Origin of the sequence: Yinghuangia sp. YIM S10712 (genome assembly GCF_051388935.1) — a bacterium.
Lineage (GTDB): Bacteria > Actinomycetota > Actinomycetes > Streptomycetales > Streptomycetaceae > Yinghuangia.
Genome location: NZ_JBPKBI010000011.1, coordinates 110,329 through 127,559 on the forward strand (window position 1 = coordinate 110,329; position 17,231 = coordinate 127,559).

General features: G+C 70.2%; 14 protein-coding genes. 7 read left to right on the forward strand and 7 right to left on the reverse strand.

What is annotated here, in order from left to right:
- Positions 1-55: 55 nt before the first annotated feature.
- Positions 56-3,985 carry an ATP-dependent RNA helicase HrpA gene (hrpA, locus tag ACRX5W_RS21860; RefSeq protein ID WP_436789930.1) on the reverse strand — a complete coding sequence of 1,310 codons (3,930 nt, stop codon included), beginning with the start codon at positions 3,983-3,985 and terminating at the stop codon, positions 56-58.
- 193 nt (positions 3,986-4,178) lie between these two features.
- Between hrpA and ACRX5W_RS21865 the strand changes: the two genes are divergently transcribed.
- The gene (locus ACRX5W_RS21865; RefSeq protein ID WP_436789931.1) at positions 4,179-4,406 is read left to right on the forward strand and encodes a hypothetical protein; all 228 of its coding nucleotides are present in this window, start codon (positions 4,179-4,181) and stop codon (positions 4,404-4,406) included.
- A gap of 94 nt (positions 4,407-4,500) precedes the next feature.
- On the opposite strand, the gene ACRX5W_RS21870 is transcribed toward ACRX5W_RS21865, so the two are convergent.
- The 4 genes from ACRX5W_RS21870 to ACRX5W_RS21885 all read right to left on the reverse strand — a co-directional run bounded on the left by ACRX5W_RS21870 (position 4,501) and on the right by ACRX5W_RS21885 (position 7,416).
- Entirely contained in the window at positions 4,501-4,926 is a 426-nt protein-coding gene (locus tag ACRX5W_RS21870) for a type II toxin-antitoxin system VapC family toxin (RefSeq protein WP_436789932.1), read from the reverse strand.
- Complete coding sequence (locus ACRX5W_RS21875) at positions 4,923-5,168, reverse strand: FitA-like ribbon-helix-helix domain-containing protein (protein ID WP_436789933.1); 246 nt, start codon at positions 5,166-5,168, stop codon at positions 4,923-4,925. Before ACRX5W_RS21875 ends, ACRX5W_RS21870 begins: the two co-directional genes overlap by 4 nt.
- Positions 5,169-5,284: 116 nt before the next feature.
- Positions 5,285-6,124, reverse strand: coding sequence for a peptidase (locus ACRX5W_RS21880; protein WP_436789934.1), 840 nt, complete (start codon positions 6,122-6,124; stop codon positions 5,285-5,287).
- Complete coding sequence (locus tag ACRX5W_RS21885; RefSeq protein ID WP_436789935.1) at positions 6,124-7,416, reverse strand: VWA domain-containing protein; 1,293 nt, start codon at positions 7,414-7,416, stop codon at positions 6,124-6,126. The genes ACRX5W_RS21880 and ACRX5W_RS21885 overlap by 1 nt, the downstream gene beginning before the upstream one ends.
- A gap of 490 nt (positions 7,417-7,906) precedes the next feature.
- Between ACRX5W_RS21885 and ACRX5W_RS21890 the strand changes: the two genes are divergently transcribed.
- Genes ACRX5W_RS21890 through ACRX5W_RS21900 form a run of 3 tightly spaced genes read left to right on the forward strand, consistent with a single transcriptional unit; the run spans position 7,907 to position 11,228 of the window.
- On the forward strand, positions 7,907-9,283 hold the full coding sequence (locus ACRX5W_RS21890; protein WP_436789936.1) for a DUF6421 family protein: 1,377 nt from the start codon (positions 7,907-7,909) through the stop codon (positions 9,281-9,283).
- A 20-nt stretch (positions 9,284-9,303) separates the two neighbouring features.
- Positions 9,304-10,086 (forward strand): SDR family NAD(P)-dependent oxidoreductase, encoded by a 783-nt coding sequence (locus ACRX5W_RS21895; protein WP_436790015.1) that lies wholly within the window; start codon positions 9,304-9,306, stop codon positions 10,084-10,086.
- On the forward strand, positions 10,071-11,228 hold the full coding sequence (locus ACRX5W_RS21900; protein WP_436789937.1) for a threonine aldolase family protein: 1,158 nt from the start codon (positions 10,071-10,073) through the stop codon (positions 11,226-11,228). Before ACRX5W_RS21895 ends, ACRX5W_RS21900 begins: the two co-directional genes overlap by 16 nt.
- Positions 11,229-11,286: 58 nt before the next feature.
- Here the strand turns inward: ACRX5W_RS21900 and ACRX5W_RS21905 are convergent, their stop codons facing one another.
- Positions 11,287-11,694: a PPOX class F420-dependent oxidoreductase gene (locus tag ACRX5W_RS21905; RefSeq protein WP_436789938.1), complete on the reverse strand. Its 408-nt coding sequence runs from the start codon at positions 11,692-11,694 to the stop codon at positions 11,287-11,289.
- A 30-nt stretch (positions 11,695-11,724) separates the two neighbouring features.
- On the opposite strand from ACRX5W_RS21905, the gene ACRX5W_RS21910 reads away from it, so the two are divergent.
- The 3 genes from ACRX5W_RS21910 to ACRX5W_RS21920 all read left to right on the forward strand — a co-directional run bounded on the left by ACRX5W_RS21910 (position 11,725) and on the right by ACRX5W_RS21920 (position 16,165).
- Positions 11,725-12,111, forward strand: coding sequence for a DUF952 domain-containing protein (locus tag ACRX5W_RS21910; RefSeq protein WP_436789939.1), 387 nt, complete (start codon positions 11,725-11,727; stop codon positions 12,109-12,111).
- A gap of 113 nt (positions 12,112-12,224) precedes the next feature.
- On the forward strand, positions 12,225-13,184 hold the full coding sequence (locus ACRX5W_RS21915; RefSeq protein ID WP_436789940.1) for a terpene synthase family protein: 960 nt from the start codon (positions 12,225-12,227) through the stop codon (positions 13,182-13,184).
- A gap of 245 nt (positions 13,185-13,429) precedes the next feature.
- Positions 13,430-16,165 carry a PQQ-dependent sugar dehydrogenase gene (locus ACRX5W_RS21920; RefSeq protein ID WP_436789941.1) on the forward strand — a complete coding sequence of 912 codons (2,736 nt, stop codon included), beginning with the start codon at positions 13,430-13,432 and terminating at the stop codon, positions 16,163-16,165.
- Positions 16,166-16,272: 107 nt separating this feature from the next.
- Here the strand turns inward: ACRX5W_RS21920 and ACRX5W_RS21925 are convergent, their stop codons facing one another.
- Positions 16,273-17,037 carry a DUF4239 domain-containing protein gene (locus ACRX5W_RS21925; RefSeq protein WP_436789942.1) on the reverse strand — a complete coding sequence of 255 codons (765 nt, stop codon included), beginning with the start codon at positions 17,035-17,037 and terminating at the stop codon, positions 16,273-16,275.
- Positions 17,038-17,231 lie beyond the last annotated feature (194 nt).

Genomic DNA, 17,231 nt, shown 5'->3' on the forward strand with positions numbered 1-17,231 from the left:
GCGCGGTGCGGGCGGCAACGGAGAAGCCTCCGGCACCGCCCGCACCGCGCGTTCGTCAGCTCTCCAGCGCCTTCAGGATCCGCTTGTCGGACACCGGGTACGGCGTGCCGAGGGACTGCGCGAAATAGCTGACGCGCAGCTCCTCCAACATCCAGCGCACCTGGCGCAGTTCGTCCGGGACCGGGCGGCCGGCGGGCTGCGCGGCCAGGCGGCGTGCGTACGCCTCCTCCAGGTCGGCGACCTTGAGCATGCGGTGCCGATCGCCGTGCGGGTCGCCCGGGAGCTTGGCAAGGCGGCGCTCGATACCGCGCAGATAGCGCAGGACGTCGGGGAGGCGGCGCCAGCCGGTCTCCGTGATGAAGCCGCGATGCACGAGCGCGGCGAGTTGGCTGCGGATGTCGGTGAGCGCGGGCACCAGCGCCAGGCTGGTGGTGCCCTTGAGCTTCACTTCAAGAGCGTGGTGCACGGTGAGGATGCGTTCCACCTTGACCACGGTGTCCTCCGTGGTCGCCGGGAGTTCGGCGCGGACCTTGTCGAGGAGTTTCGCGAACCCCTCGGCGTCCCACGCCGGTCCGCCGGCGTCGGACAGGATCTTGTCGACCGCGCAGCGCACGCAGTCGTCGAACATGTCGGCGGTGTCGTTGTGCGGGTTGTGGCTGAGCGCGAGCTTCGCGCGGTTGGGCAGGCGCCCGGAAATGGACTTCACGGGGGAGTTGACGCCGAGGATGAGCAGGCGCCGCGTGCCCTGCCACATCGCCGCCTGCTGCTCGGCCTCCGTCTCGAAAACGCGTACCGCCACACTGGAGCCCTCGTCGACGAGCGCCGGATACCCCTTGACCGGGTGACCGTCGCGCGTCGACTCGAACGTCCGGCGCAGCGTACCCAGATCGCCCCACGCCGTCAGGCCGCCGCGCTCCACCGTGTCCGCCGCCCGCGAAAGCGTCGCCTGCGAACGGGACTTGAGGCGGAGCTTGAGCTCGGCGAGGTCTTTGCCCTCGGCGAGCGGCCTCCGGCGGTCGTCCTCGACCCGGAAGGTGATCCGCAGATGATCCGGTATCCGGTCCAGATCCCAGCTCTCCGGCGGCACCGGAACCGCCTTCAGACGCTGCAACTCGCGACCGAGGGCCTGCACCAAAGGCTCTTGACGAGGCGTCATCTTCGCGAGTGCGGCACGCGCGACATCCGGTGCCGGAATGAAGTTGCGGCGCAGGGACTTCGGCAGCGAACGGATCAGCTCGGTGACCAACTCCTCGCGCAGGCCCCGGATCTGCCAGTCGAACCCGTCGCGCACGACCTGCCCGAGCACCGCCAGCGGGATGTGCACCGTCACCCCGTCCGCCGCGTTGCCGGGCTCGAACTGGTACGTGAGCGGCAGCCGCAGATCGCCCTGCGTCCAGAAATCCGGGTAGTCGGACTCGTCGATGCCGCCGGCCCGCTCATTGATGAGCATCGACTTCTCGAAGCTCAGCAGATCGGGCTGTTTCTGCCGCGCTTTCTTCCACCAGGTGTCGAAGTGCCGCCCGGAGACGACCTCTTGACCGATCCGCTGGTCGTAGAAGTCGAACAGCGTCTCGTCGTCGACGAGGATGTCCCGGCGCCGCGCCCGGTGTTCCAGCTCCTCGACTTCCTCCAGCAGCGCGCGGTTCTCCTTCAAGAACGCGTGGTGCGTCCGCCAATCGCCCTCGACCAGCGCGTGCCGGATGAACAACTCGCGCGACAACTCCGGATCGATGCGGCCGTAGTTCACCTTGCGCTGCGCCACGATCGGCACGCCGTAGAGCGTGACACGCTCGTAGGCCATCACCGCGCCCGCCCGCTGCTCCCAGTGCGGTTCGCTGTAGTTGCGCTTGACCAGGTGTCCCGCGAGAGGCTCGATCCACTCCGGCTCGATGCGCGCGTTGACCCGGGCCCACAGGCGCGTCGTCTCGACGAGCTCGGCCGACATGACCCAGCGCGGCGACTTCTTGAACAGCGACGAGCCGGGGAAGATCGCGAACCGCGTCCCGCGTGCGCCGCCGTACTCGCGCTTGGCCGCGTCGTACAGCCCGACGTGCGACAGCAGTCCGACGAGGATCGAGGAGTGGATGCGCTGCGGGTCGGCCGGCCGGTCGTCGGCGTCCGTTCCGGGATTAAGACCCATCTGGCGTACGGTCTGGCGCAGTTGGCTGTAGACGTCCTGCCACTCGCGGATGCGCAGGTAGTTGAGGAACTCCTGCTTGCACATCCGCCGGAAACCCGACGACGAGCGCTCCTTCTGCTGCTCCTGCAGGTAGTCCCACAGCCCCAGGTAGGTCAGAAAATCCGACCCGGCCTCCTTGTCGACGAACCGCGCGTGAAGCTGCTGCGCCTGCTCCTTCTTGTCCGCGGGGCGTTCGCGCGGATCCTGGATGGACAGCGCCGCGGCGATCACCATGACCTCGCGCACACAGTTGTTGCGGTCCGCCTCCAGCACCATGCGGGCCATGCGCGGGTCGACGGGCAGTTGCGCGAGCTGCCGGCCGATCGGCGTGAGGCGCTTGCGCACGTCCTGCTGCTCGGGGTCGATCGCGCCGAGCTCGTGGAGCAGGTCGACGCCGTCCTTGATGTTGCGGCGGTCCGGCGGGTCGATGAACGGGAACGCGGCGATGTCGCCGAGCCCGATCGCGGTCATCTGGAGGATGACGGAGGCCAGGTTGGTGCGCAGGATCTCCGCGTCGGTGAACTCCGGCCGGGAGAGGAAGTCCTCCTCCGAGTACAGCCGGATGCAGATGCCGTCCGACGTACGCCCGCACCGGCCCTTGCGCTGGTTCGCCGACGCCTGTGACACGGCCTCGATCGGCAGGCGCTGGACCTTCGTGCGGTGGCTGTAGCGGGAGATGCGCGCGGTGCCGGGGTCGACGACGTACTTGATGCCCGGCACGGTCAGCGACGTCTCCGCGACGTTCGTCGCCAACACGACCCGGCGCCCGGAGTGGGACTGGAAGACCCGGTGCTGCTCGGCGGAGGAGAGGCGGGCGTACAGCGGCAGGATCTCGGTGTGCGGCAGATTGCGCTTGGTCAGCGCCTCGGCCGTGTCGCGGATCTCCCGCTCACCCGACAGGAACACCAGGACGTCCCCGGGGCCCTCGCGCTGCAACTCCTCGACGGCGTCGATGATGCCCTGCACTTGGTCGCGGTCGTCGCCGCCGCCGTCTTCGTGGGCGTCGTCGGCGACCAGCGGGCGATACCGCACCTCCACCGGGTACGTGCGCCCCGACACCTCGATGATCGGGGCGTCCCCGAAGTGCCGGGAAAACCGCTCGGGATCGATCGTCGCCGACGTGATGACGACCTTCAGATCGGGCCGGCGCGGCAGGAGCTGCTTCAGATAGCCGAGGATGAAGTCGATGTTGAGGCTGCGCTCATGCGCCTCGTCGATGATCAACGTGTCGTATTGCAGCAGGTCGCGGTCGTTCGTGAGCTCGGCCAGCAGGATGCCGTCGGTCATCAGCTTGACCATCGACTCGTCGGACACCCGGTCGTTGAACCGCACCTTGTAGCCGACCGTCGACCCCAGCGGCGTCTTCAGCTCCTCCGCGATCCGGTCCGCGACCGTCCGCGCGGCGAGCCGCCGCGGCTGCGTATGCCCCACGAGCCCGCGCACCCCGCGCCCGAGCTCCAGACAGATCTTCGGGAGCTGCGTGGTCTTGCCCGACCCCGTCTCGCCGGCCACGATCACCACCTGGTGGTCACGGATGGCCGCGAGGATGTCGTCCTTCTTCTGCGCCACCGGCAGTTGCTCGGGATACGAGATCTCCGGCCGCGACTCGCGCCGCAACGCCGCCCTGAACTCGGCCTTCTCGACCTCGGCGGCCAACTCGGCGGCTATCGCCGCCCGCTTCTCGCCCCCGCGCACACGCGACGCCCCGTCGATCCGCCGCGCCAACCGACGCTCGTCACGCAGGGTCACACCGGAAAGACGGGCCCGCAGGTCGGCGAGCGGGGCAGGGGAGGGCGCGGTATCCATATCGCGCTCAAGGATAGGCGGGTGCCCCCGGGTGCCCACCAATGGTTATCGCCGCCACGCCGCCACGGCCCGCTCACCCTCCGCGACCCACACCGCCACGGCGCCTCGGCCTTGCCCCGGACTCGGGCTGCCGGACGCCCACGGGCGCGGCACTGCGGGACAGGTCTCGCGCACGGGATGGAAGAGGCGCACAATGGACAACAGGACGGTTGTCATGCGCATGCTCAAGGGATTGCTCCGCGTACTGCTCGGGATTCTCACGGCCCTTCTCGGCACGGTGCTGGGAATCCTCGCAGCGGTGTTGTGGCTTGTCGGCGGTCTGCTGTGCGTGACCATCCTCTTGATTCCGGTGGGGCTCCAGGTCATCAGACTCGCGAATCGCCTGTTCGCCATGGCCGGGCGGCTGATGCGCCTGCCGTGAGGACCGCGCGTCCGCCTCGACGGCCTGCTCGGCGCAAGCCCCCGTGCCGGGAATGTCCCTGCCGGTTCGTCGGCTCCTCGGTAGTGGAACGGGGTTACGCCGTGGACGGCGACGCGTACGTCTCGATGGGGCAACGGCCCACGTTGGCGCGCCCGATCCGAACATCGCTGGTGATCAGCGGCACGTCGTACAACTCGGCGAGTGCCACGTAACTCGCGTCGTAGGCGGACAGATTCGTGCACAGTTCGCGGACGCGGGGCAACAGCGGCACGTGTTCCATGCGGCGCAACGGCAGGGCGGCATAGGCCTGAAGTGCGGCGTCCAGGGCACGCTGGGACAGTTTGGGCTTCGTGCCCCGGATGCCGCGTGCCATCCCGAAAAGGGCCGAGGCGACCTCGATGTCGATGAGGAATGGTGCAATGAGAGTGCTTTCCTTCGCGATGCGGCCCCGCACCGCCGTGCCCGCAGGGCCCTCGTCGACATACATCTGGACGAGAGCGCTGCAGTCGATGACGATCACCCGCGACCTCGGCCCTCGTCAATGGCCGACGTCACGTCGTCGCTGGTCACCGGCCCGCTTTCGGTGTTCAGCGCCGCCACGTGTGCCGCCGCCGCAGCCGCTTCTTCCAGCGTCGGCATGGCGGCCTCGCGCTCTATCACGTCACGGACGTAAGCCTGCAACGACTGATTCTCTGCTGCCGCGCGCACTTTGAGCACGGTCAGTGCTTCATCGGACACGTCACGGACGTACACAGTTGCCATGCAAGCAGTTTAGTAGCGGTGCAAGCATTTTGCGGACGCCCGGCGAAGCTGGAGACAGAACGCCCTGGCCCGAGACCTTCCGGTCTTGGGCCAGGGCGTTTCTTTCGTTTGCCTCGTCAGCGGAACCAGCGGCGGGGGTGACGGGCGAAGAGGTAGCCGCCCACTCCCAGGAGCATGGCGACGATGCCGCCTGCGGTGGTCCAGACCCAGCGGCCCGTGGTGCCGGAGAGCCATTCGTCGTCGTTGTCGAAGCCCGCGAGGGTGACTTTGCGGGTGTCGGCGACCTGGCCGGGCTGCAACTGCTGTCCGCCGCCGGTGACGGGGACGAGCGGGGCCTTGAGGGAGTCGTCCTGTCCGGCGTACGGGCCGACGTCGCCGCCGCCCTTCGCGGTCAGTTCCAGCTTGACCTGGAGTCGGAGCCCGAGGTCCCGTTCGGCCACGTCGGTGGCGGCGACGCGGACGTAGTAGGTGCCCGGCAGCGGGTCGGACGACCACGCCTCCGACCACGGCCGGATCGTGCGCGGGCCGCAGTCGATCTCGATCGCGGCGTCGGCCGCTTGCGCGGTGGCCTGCGGGCGGCCGGTGGCGCACGGCTGGTGACGGCGCAGGCCGTCGAACACGTCGACGCGCCAACTCATCGGCGCTGTGCGGCTGTTCGGCAGCGTCAGCGTCACCTTGGCGCTGACGTCCTCGCCGGCCAGTGCCGGGAACGACCAGTACATGTACTCGCCGGTCGATGCCGGCGTGGTGGTGGAGGTCTCGGCCTCCATCTTTCCGGCGGTCAGGAACGTCGTGCCCGGCAGCACGTTGTTGGCGTACGTGCTGTTGCCCGGCCCGCTCGACGGGTCGGTGGCGGCGACCGCCGGTGCGGCCGAGGCGAGCGCGGCGGCCGTGCCCAGAGCGGTCAGCGCCGCGGCGACGCGCGCCCGACGGGTGGTTCGAGTGGATGCGCGCATCACACGGCCCTCCGCATTCCCGCGATGAGGCGGACGAGCCAGCCGAACAGCAGGCCGCCCACGAGGCCGACGCCGGCCAGCACGCCGATGAAGATCCAGCCGCGGCCGAGGCCGTGCGTGTCGGACGCCTGCGCGTCGGACGCCGCCACCAGGTCGACCAGCAGTTCGACCGGCATGCCCGGGTCACGCGGCACGCCCGGGCCCGCGTTGAACGCCGTGCTCACCATCAGGCAGGTGAACCGGGCGTCCTTGGGCTTCGGCTCGTCGTCGCCCTTCCCCGGCAGCGAATAGCGCAGCCCCGCCGACTGACCGTCCATCCGGCCGCTTCCGGCGTCGGTGTAGCGCGCGAGATCGCGGCCGTCTTCGGTCACCGCGGTGATCGTCGCGTCGTAGTCGCGCGCGACGGCCCGGTCGATGCCGACCGTCGCGGAAGCGCGCAGCTCCTGGCCGGGCAACTGCGGGACCTTGTACCAGAGGTGCTGTTCGAACAGGATGCGGTCCGCGTACACGCCCGGGCCGAGAATCGGGGCGTCCGCACAGCCGTTCGGGCTGCCCTTGATCGTCGTCGGGATGGTGACCTCTTCGGCCTTGACGACCGCGCGGTCCACCAACTGCGTGACGCGCTCGGAGAGCTCCTGGGCGTTGTTGGCGGAGGTGTAGGTGCCGCCGGTCGCCTCGGCGATGCAGGTGAGCTGGTCGCGCGTGCGTTCGTCGGGCACCAGGCCGAGGGTGTCGATGACCAGGCTGAGCCCCTGCGCCGCGAGCATGCGCGCGATGTCGCACGGGTTGGTCGGCGGGCAGGAGTCCTCACCGTCCGTGATGAGGATGATGCGACGGCTGCCTTGTTCGGTTCCGAGGTCCTTCGCGGCTTCTTGCAGCGCCAGGGAGATGGGCGTCCAGCCGGTCGTGGGGGTCTGTGCGGCGACCGCCGCCTTCATCGCCACCTTGTTCGGCTTGCCGACCGGCGCGAGCTGCGCGGTCTCCCGGCAGCCGACCGCCTGATTGTCTCCGGGGTTGCCCTGGCCGAGGACCCGCAGGCCGACCAGCGCCTCGTCCGGCAGGGAGTCGAGGATTTCGTTGAACGCCTTCTTGGCCGCCGATATGCGTGTTTCGCCACCCGCGTCGTTCCTGTTCATGGAACCGCTGAGGTCCAGGACCAGGTCCACTTTGGGGGGCGGCGTGTTGCTCGGGCCGTTGTCCGGATCGGCGGCGGCGGGTGTCGCCCCGCCGAGCGCCGCGGCCACGAGCAGGGCCCCCACGCCCGCCGCGATCCGTCGCTTCGTTGATGTCATCACGGGGGAGGATCCTACGGAGGATCAGGCCCCCGCCGCTGAACGGCAGATGTGGCCCGCAAAGCGCCAACACCCGCTGATCACACGCAATATGGCCAACCGGTCGGACCAACTCGCAAAGGCGGAACGTTCCGTCATGTCCATGGGTGTACGCGGACGCCCGACATGACGTGTCTTCGCGTCACCGAGGCGGGCGTGTCCGCGGCGGCGGGGATCCGCGCGCGGCACGCCGAGTCACCGGTGCGGGGTGTCCGTCGGGTGGGGCATCGTGCGTGCTGCCTTCCGCCCCCGCCGTCCCAGGCCCGTCCGCAGCGTGGCTGCCGTGACCGCCACGCGGTTGCTGACATAGCGCATGGCGATAGAATTTATTGTTGGATCATGAGTTGGCGATAAATTATGCGATCAAATCCATGAATGACAGGATAGGCTGTCGCAAGCGACCGGCGTCGGCGTCGACCGTGTGTCCCGAACGAACGAGAAGCGAGGGGTCATGGCAACTCGAACTCCCGTCCGCCCCGCGCGTGCGGAATCCGTCGGAGCAGCGCAGACCACCGCGGCGCACCCCGCGTGGTCCGCGCTCAAGTCCGCCGTCGCCGAGCTGCGCAGTCTCCAGTCCGCCGACGGGTCGATCGACGCGTCGGTCCACGACCTGGCCCGGGCCCGTCGCCTGGTCGCGGAGGTCAGCGGCGCGATCGGCGAGCTGGCCGTCGTCCTGCCGCACGACGCCGACTACCTCGCCGCCGTGGTCCGCGACCTCGCGCGTTGGACGGAAGGGGGGTTCGGCGTACCGGACTTCCTCGACGCGTTGGTGGCGTTCCGCCCCGAACTCGACCGCACCGACGGTCGCGAGCACCTTGTCGTGTTCCCCATGTACACGCAGAACGGCAATCCCGACCGCAACTTCGAGGCCGTCCTGACCCGGGTCGTGTGGCCGGACTGGATCGCGGGGCTGGAGGCGACGGCGTACGACAACCCGATGTTCGTGCCGCTGGCGTTCACCGACTTCACGGCCGGATACGACACCGACTCCGCGGTGCTGTTCCCCGAGACCATCGCCGTGCGCGAGGTCCCGCGCTTCACGTGGGGCGGCATCTTCTGCGACCGCGAGGCCGCGCGCTTCCGCCGCGTCACCGCCGCTGCGGCGGAATGCCTCCGCCTCGACCTGCCCGACGACGCCCGCACGCTCGTCGACCGGCAGGAGGTCGCGCAGGACGCCTTCGTGTTGTGGGACCTCGTCCACGATCGCACGCACATGCGCGGGCACCTGCCGTTCGACCCCTTCATGGTCAAGCAGCGCATGCCGTTCTGGATGTACGCCCTTGAGGAGCTGCGCTGCGACCTGACCGCGTTCCGCGAGGCCGTGCGCCTCCAGGCACAGGGCGTCGCCGCCGCCCGGCACGTGCAGTACGCGATTCTTTGCGACCGGCTGTTCCGGTTCCCCGTCACCGGCGGGCGGGTGCGCAACTACGACGGCCTCGGCGGGCAACTGATGTTCGCGTACCTCCACCGCGCCGACGTGCTGCGCTGGCACGACGGGACCCTCACGCTCGACTGGGCGCGCGTCCCCGACGCGGTGATCGCCCTCGGCGACGAGGTCGACGAGCTGTACCGGAAGGGCGTGAACCGCTCGCGTGTCGCGCACTGGCTGGCCGCGTACGACCTGGTCGGCTCGTACGTCCTGCCGCACCCCGGCTCGACCTGGGCCAAGGGCCCCGACGCCCTGCCGCTCGACGGCCCGGCGAAGGACCTCGTGGACGCGGTGATGGCCGACGAGTTCCCGCTCAACATGTTCTACGAGGGGCTGAAGCGTAGGCTCGCGGACGTGATCGCATCGACTCGGGGCATCGTGGGAGGTTCCGACCGATGAGCCCAGACGCCAGCCAGGACATGAGCCCCGAGACAAGCCCCGAGACGAGCCCGGAGACATCCCCGCGTCGCCTGCCGCAGGGCGCCGTCATCGTCGTGGCCGGCGCCGGCGGACCCGCCGGGCAAGCCGTCACGGCCCGGCTGAGCAGGGCCGGTGCGACCGTCGTGGGCGCCGATGCCGATCAGGACCGCCTCGACGCCGCGATCGCCCTCGCCCCGGCGGGCCGCGCCGAAGGGCGTGTCGTCGACCTGACCGACGCCGCCGCGACCCGAGCGTGGGCCGAGGACGTCGAGCGGCGCCACGGGCGCGTCGACGGCCTGGTGCACCTCGTGGGCGGCTGGCGCGGCGGCAAGGAGTTCGGCGACAACACCGCCGAGGACTGGGCTTTTCTGCACAACCTGCTGATCCGCACCCTCCAGAACACCACACTGGCCTTTCATGACGCCCTCGCCCGCGCGCCTCACGGCCGATTCGCGCTCGTGTCCGCGACCGCGGCCGCGCAGCCGACCGCGGGCAACGCCGGGTACGCCGCGGCCAAGTCCGCCGCCGAGGCGTGGACGCTCGCGATGGCCGACTCCTTCCGCAAGATCCGCGGCGAGGCGGCGCCGGCCGGCGGTGCGGACGGCCCCGCCGCCGCGATCCTCGTGGTCAAGGCGCTGGTCTGGCCCGCCCTGCGCGCCGAACGCCCCGACGCGAAATTCTCCGGCTTCACCGACGTGGCCGATCTCGCCGAGGAGATCGCGACCTTGTGGGACCGCCCGACCGACGACGTGAACGGACAGCGCCTGTGCCTGACGCAGTGACCCCCGACCGCCCCGACGCATCACCTGCCGCGACCGCCCCCGCCGCGGCAACTCCCGCCGCACGGACCGCCGCACGGACCGCCGCACGGACCGCCGCGCAACGCCGCCACGACCCGTCCTCGCGCGGCTTCGCCAGCGACAACTACGCGGGTGTCCACCCCGAGATCCTCGCCGCGATCGCGCTGGCCAACGACGGGCACCAGGTCGCGTACGGCGAGGACGCGTACACCGCCCACCTGCACGAGGTGTTCCAGGCGCACTTCGGGCCGCGCGCCCGCGCGTACCCCGTCTTCAATGGCACCGGCGCCAACGTCGTCGCGCTGCAATCCGTCACCGACCGCTGGGAGTCGGTCATCTGCGCCGAGTCCGCGCACATCCACGTCGACGAGTGCGGCGCCCCCGAGAAGGTCGGCGGCCTCAAGCTGCTCACCGTGCCCACCGAAGACGGCCGGCTGACACCGGAGTTGATCGACGGTCAAGCGTGGGGCTGGGGCGACCAGCACCGCGCACAGCCGCGCGTGGTCTCGCTCGCACAAAGCACCGAGCTCGGCACCGTCTACACCCCCGAGCAGATCGCCGCGATCTGCCGGCACGCCCACGACCACGGGATGCTCGTCCACCTCGACGGCGCGCGCCTCGCCAACGCCGCCGCGTCGCTGGGGTGTTCGCTGGGCGCACTGACCACCGAGGCGGGCGTCGACATCGTGTCGTACGGCGGCACCAAGAACGGCCTGATGTTCGGCGAGGTCGTCGTCGTGCTCGACCCGGACGCGGTGCGCGGCGTCGACTACCTGCGCAAGCTGTCGATGCAGCTGGCGTCCAAGATGCGGTTCATCTCCGTGCAGTTCGAGGCCCTGCTCGCGGGCGACCTGTGGCTGCGCAACGCCGGGCACGCCAACGCGATGGCCACCCGCCTCGCGGACGCGGTACGCGGTATCCCCGGCGTCGAGCTCACCCGGCCCGTGCAGTCCAACGCGGTCTTCGCGGTGCTGCCGGCCGAGGCCACCGCGCGGCTCCAGAAGCACTTCCGGTTCTACACGTGGGACGAATCCACCGGCGAGGTGCGCTGGATGACCGCGTTCGACACCACGGAGGCCGACATCGACACCTTCGCCGCCGCGGTGCGTGAAGAACTCGCCTGAAGCCGGCATGCGCACGCGCGTACGTTCGACGTACGCGCGTGCGCATTCCCGACGGATCTCAGCCCGTGGGCGTCAGCTCCAGGCCCAGGGTGCCGGTCCTGCCGCGGCGGAGGACGCTGGCCTGGACGGTCAGCCAGCCGGTGATTCCGTATTTCTTCTTGATGAGGGATCGGACGCGCTCGGCGTCCTCGGGGGCGTCGAGGACGCGGCCGGTACCGGCGATGCCGGGGCCCAGGGGCGCTCCCTTGAACGTGCACTCGGCCAATTCGATGCGAGGGTCGCGGCGCAGCCGTGCGACCTTGGCCGTCGTCGCGCGGGTCCACACGACCAGCGAACCGCCGTCGCGTGCGACCCACACGGGTGTCGGCACGGTGCTGCCGTCCTTGCGGTATGTCGTCAGGAGCAGGTACTTCGCCGCACCGAGGCGCGCCAGCGCGCGTTCGGTCTCCGCAGGGTCGAAAGCCATGGAGTGCACCATACGCCGTACGCTCGACACATGGACCCTTCCGTGATCTACAAACTGCTGCCCGTGAAAGAGTGGGAAGTTGCTGAATCCACCGGGGTGTTCAGCGGGTCCGAGGTCGATGTCCGGGACGGATTCATCCATTTCTCCACGGCCGATCAGGTGACCGAGACCGCCCGCAGGCACTTCGCCGGCCGCACCGGTCTGACACTGCTCGCGGTCGCCACCGCGCCGCTCGGCGAGGCGCTGCGCTGGGAACCGTCGCGCGGCGGCGAGCTGTTCCCGCACCTGTACGCCGGCCTCCCGGTGGCCGCGGTCGTCGGCGCGGCCGAACTCCCGGACCCGGCACGGTCCGACCGCCCCGAGGACGCCGAAGCAGCGATCGCCCGCGCGGTCGCGAACGCCCTCGCGCGGCTCTGACCACCACCCACGGCTGCGCCAAACGGGTGGTTTTGCCATTTGGCCTGTTTCAACCGCGTGCTTCGGTGGGAGGGCATGCCCATGATTCAGCCGATGCGCCGGGGGCGCTGACCGTGCCGCGGGGCGACATCGAGTCGCTGGTCTTCGAGGCCGTGGCCCACGCGGACGCGCGGTGCCCGCGCGCGGCCTCCCATCCCGACACTGATTCCGTCGCCGCCGAGGCGCGCGCCTGGGCCGAACGCGGCGGGCTGCGCCCGGCCGCGCGCGGCCTGCCCGTCGACCGGGTCAACCCCGTCGCGCCGGTCGGCGAGGCGATGCGCGAGGCCCCGGCCGATGCGCTGCGGATCGTCGGCTTCTTCGCGACCTGGCTCGCGGCCCTCGCCGAGCACGGCGAACGGACCGGCTGGGACGTTGGTTACGGCGAGTCGCTGGCCGATGTCCTCGGCGGTGCCGCCGACTCCGGCCGGGCCGGGACCGACGTGCTGCACCGCGCCCTGGCGGAGCTCGTCGACCGCGTCACCGAGGCAGGCGGCTGCGCGCTGCTACCCGAACTCGCCGACGCCCTGGCCCGGCACACCGCCGCCGCGCACCGCGAACACGACTGGCTCGCGCGGGACGTGACGCCCACGCTCACCGAATTCCTCGACAACCGGGTGGACCGCACCTCGGTGCCGCTGCTGACGGTGCTGCACCGGCTCGATCCGGCACTCGGTGCGCTCGACGGGCCGGCCGCGCCGGGCGTACCGCAACTCACCGAGATCGCGGGCCTGCTCACCGGCGTCGACGAGGACCTGATCGGCTTCCGCCACGCGGTCGCGACCGGCACGCGCGTGACGCTGGTGCCGGTGCTCATGCGCGAGTACGGGCATTCGGTGCCTGCGGCGTTCCAGAGCGCGACGGTGTTGTTCGGCGCGTGGAAGACCCAACTCGACCACGGTGTCGGTGCGTTCGAGCAGGAAGCCGGTGACCCGGCGCCGCTGCGGCAGGCCCGAGCCCTCGTCGACTGGGTCGCGGCGCTGCACCACCACCACGCCGACCTGCACGTTCGTCACCGGGCCGTGCCCGTCGGCTGAGCGGCGAGCGACGGGCGTTTGCGCGCGCGGGCGGTAAGAAAATATGGAGATCAACCCAACCTGAAGGCAACGTCAGGCGTCATACACGGGAACGTATCGTTTTCCGTTGTTCTGCCTGGGGGCCCTTCTTGGAAGCAACACCCGCAATACCCGCAACCTCCGCAAGATCGGCAAGATCCGCAAGACGTCCCTGGAACGTCGCCTGGACGTTCCTGCTTGCCGCAGTACTCGCGATCCCGATCGTCGTGATCCAGGGCAGCGGCCGCGCCTCGGCCGCGCCCGCGCTTCCGGCCGGCTTCCAACTGCGCGACATGCCCTCCGGACAAACCGAGTTGCTGACCGACTTCGCCTGGACCCCGGACGGCGGCTACTTCACCACCGGAAAGAACGGCCGCGTCGCGTGGGTCTCCGCCGCCGGCGTCCCGCGCACCGTCGCCCAACTGGAGGTCGAGACCGAACAGGACCTCGGCCTGGTCGGCATCGCCGTCGCACACGACTACCAGACGTCGCGCACCATCTACACCAACCGCGTCATCACCATCAACAACGTCTGGCACCTGCGCCTGGAGTCGTGGCGGGTCACCGGAACCGGGGAGCCGACCGGGCTCGCCGACCCGGTCGTCATCATCGACCTCGTCGCCAACTCGCACACCCACGCCAACACCACGATCCTCGCCGCACCCGACGGCACTTTGTGGGTGTCGATCGGCGACAGCGCCGACTACCGCTTCGTGGACCCGCTGGCGCTTCGCGCGCAGGACCTGAACACCGGCTACGGCAAGATCCTGCACATGTACCCGGACGGCCGGGGCGTTCCGGACAACCCGTTCTACGACGCCGCCGCCCCGACGTCGTGGCGCAGCCGCGTCTACGCGTACGGCTTCCGCAGCCCGTTCCGCTTCAGCCTCGACCCCACCACCGGCGCCCCGATCCAGGGCGACGTGGGCTACAACACGTGGGAGGAGATCGACCTCGTACGCCCCGGCTCCAACTACGGCTGGCCGTGCTGGGAAGGCGACCGGCCCACGCCGGGCTACTCCGACCTCGACGCGTGCCGCAGCGTCGGAACCGCCGAGCCGCTGTGGACGTACCCGCACGGCACGCAAGGCACCGCGGTGACCGGCGGCGTCGTGTACACCGGCAGCTCCTACCCCGAGCAGTACCGCGGCGCCTACTTCTTCGGTGACTACACCTCCTCGCGCCTCTACACCTTGCGCTACGACACCGCGGGCAATCTGACCCGCGCTCCCGAACCGAACGGCTTCGGCTCCGGCATCGGCGGGCCGGTCAAGTTCTCCACCGCCGTCAACGGCGACATCGTGTACGCCGACATCGGCGGCGCGAAACTGCGCCGACTCGTCTACGCGCCGGGCAACCGCCCGCCCACCGCGAAAGCCACCACGACCACCGACGCCGCGTCCCGCACCGTCACCTTCGACGGCGGCTCGTCCACCGATCTCGACGGCGACACGCTCACCTACGCGTGGGACTTCGGCGACGGCACGAGCGCGACGGGCATGCGCGTCAGCCACACCTACGCGGCACCCGGCACCACACCGCTCACCGCGCGGCTGACCGTCCGCGACCCCGCAGGGGCCACCGGCACCGCCGACATCACCGTGGTGCCGGCCAACAACGCGCCGGAGCTGACGCTGTCGGCACCGCCGCCGGGCACGGTGTTCAAGGTCGGCGACCCGGTCCGCCTCAGCGCGACCGCCGTCGACGTCGAGAGCGGGTCGCTGACCGTGCGGTGGACGTCGATGATCCTGCACTGCAGCGGGCCGTACTGCCACGAACACGTCGGGTCCTCCTTCGACGGGCCGTCGTACGACGAGCCGTTCACCGACCACGGCGACAACACGAGCCTGATCCTGACCGCGTCCGCGACCGACGAGCACGGCGTCGTCACGAGTGCGACGTACACCGCGAAGCCGAAGCTGCGCACGCTGGAGATCGACGGCGCCACCCCGGCGGCGGTCACCGTCAACGCGGTCGCGGCGCGGAGTGTGCCGGTGACCGTCGGCGCGCGCGTCACGGTGATCGCCCCCGAGGTCGCCGTGGACGGCGTCGCGACGTTCGACTCGTGGTCCGACGGGGCGCCGCGCGCACGGGAGTTGGTGATGCCGGACAACGACATGACGCTCACCACCAAGTACCTGACGCCGATCGACCGCAGGTACGCCGCCGACACCAAGTTCCGCACGACACTCGGTGCGCCGACCGGCCCGGAGAACGGCGACGCGGCGCTGCGTTACCGGGACTTCGCAGGCGGGCGCGCGTACTGGACCCCGGCCACCGGGGTGCACGAGGTGCACGGGTTGATCCTCACGGACTACCTCGCGTTCGGCGGACACGTCGTGTTCGGTGCGCCGACCACCGACGAGACGGCCACGCCCGACGGCATCGGGCGCTTCAACCACTTCGCGGGGGGCCCGACCAGCGGGCTCGCGTCGTCGTACTGGACGCCCGACACCGGCGCGCACATGGTGTACGGCGAGATCCGGAAGCGGTGGGCGGCCATGGGCTGGGAGCTCGGGCCGAACGGCTATCCGACGACCGACGAGTTCCCCACCGCCAACGGCGTCGGCCGCTACAACAACTTCCAGAACGGAGCGATCTACTGGAAGAACGGAGTCGGCGCGCACAGCGTGTTCGGTGCGATCTTCGACCGGTACGCCGCGCTCGGCTGGGACAGCGGCGTCCTCGGCTTCCCGACCACGAGCGAGACCAAGACGCCCTACGGGGACGGACGCTACAACCACTTCGAGAACGGCTCCATCTACTGGAGCCTGGGCACCGGCGCCCACGAGGTGTACGGCGAGATCCTGAAGCGGTGGGCGGCGCTCGGCTGGGAGCTGTCGTACCTCGGCTACCCGACCAGCGGAGAGTTCGCGGTGCCGGGCGGACGCAGGTCGAACTTCCAGTACGGCTACATCCAATGGACGGCCGCGACCGGAGCCGTGGTGGACCGGAGGTACTGACCGTGCCGTGACACACGGCTGAACGGACGAACGGTGTGGGGCGGCGTCGATGCCGCCCCACACCGCTTTGTCGTGGTGGCCTCACGCTGGCTGCGACGGTCACACGGTCACGCCGTGCGCGGTGGTGGCAGGCGGTCGAGGAAGACCTCGAACGCCGTCGGCTCGATCTTCGTCGAACCGCTGAACGGGAAGTCCATCTCCCTGATCACCACCAGCGACACGACCACCAGGCCGGTCAGCATCAGCACCATCAGCGTGTGCGTGAACGTGTTCGACAGGCCGAACAGGAACGTGAAGCCGACGGTCAGCACCGCACCCGCGATCAGGGCGATCCACAGCAGTGTCGGGACCTCCTCGCTCACCTGGCTCAAGCGCTCGCGGCGGGCGGAGGCCAGGTTCTCCAGATGCGACACGGCACGGTCGTGCAGGAGTTCCTCGCGCGGCCCGTTCGGGTCGTACGCCATGACCCCCTCGCGCAGTCGGTACACCAGCGCCGTCGCCTCCGGGCTGCTGCGCTGGTCGGACATCAGCGGCCATTCCTTGTGCATGACCGTCTCGGCGTAGTCGAGCGTCTGCTTCTCCAGATCGCCGCCCAGCGGCAAGGGGAGTTCGCGCGACACCCAGTAAAGGCCGGCGAGTTCGTCGGCTTCCTTGAAGGTGCTTTCACGGGCGGTCGCGTGGTTCTCCCACACCGCGATGACGACGAAGGCCAGCAGCACGGCGTACAGGACACCGACGGCGGCGAAAATGAACCCCGCGACGTCGTTGTGGCGTTCGCGGAGCGGGTGCGGGACGAAGCGCTGCACGACATGGATGCACGCGGCGACGCCCAGCAGCGTCCCGAGGATGATGAGGATTCCGGACAGACTCATGGCGGCCCCTCTTGGTGTGCGTGGTCGTTCGCGACAGGGGGTTGCGTCAGAGGTTGTGCTCGGGGGCTCGGGGGTTCAGGAGCTCGGGTAACCGGCAGCGGGGAGCCCGGAGGGCGCTCGCGCGCGATCGGCGGTGGGGGGGGGGGGGGGGGGGGGGGGGGGGGGGGGGGGGGGGGGGGGGGGGGGGGGGGGGG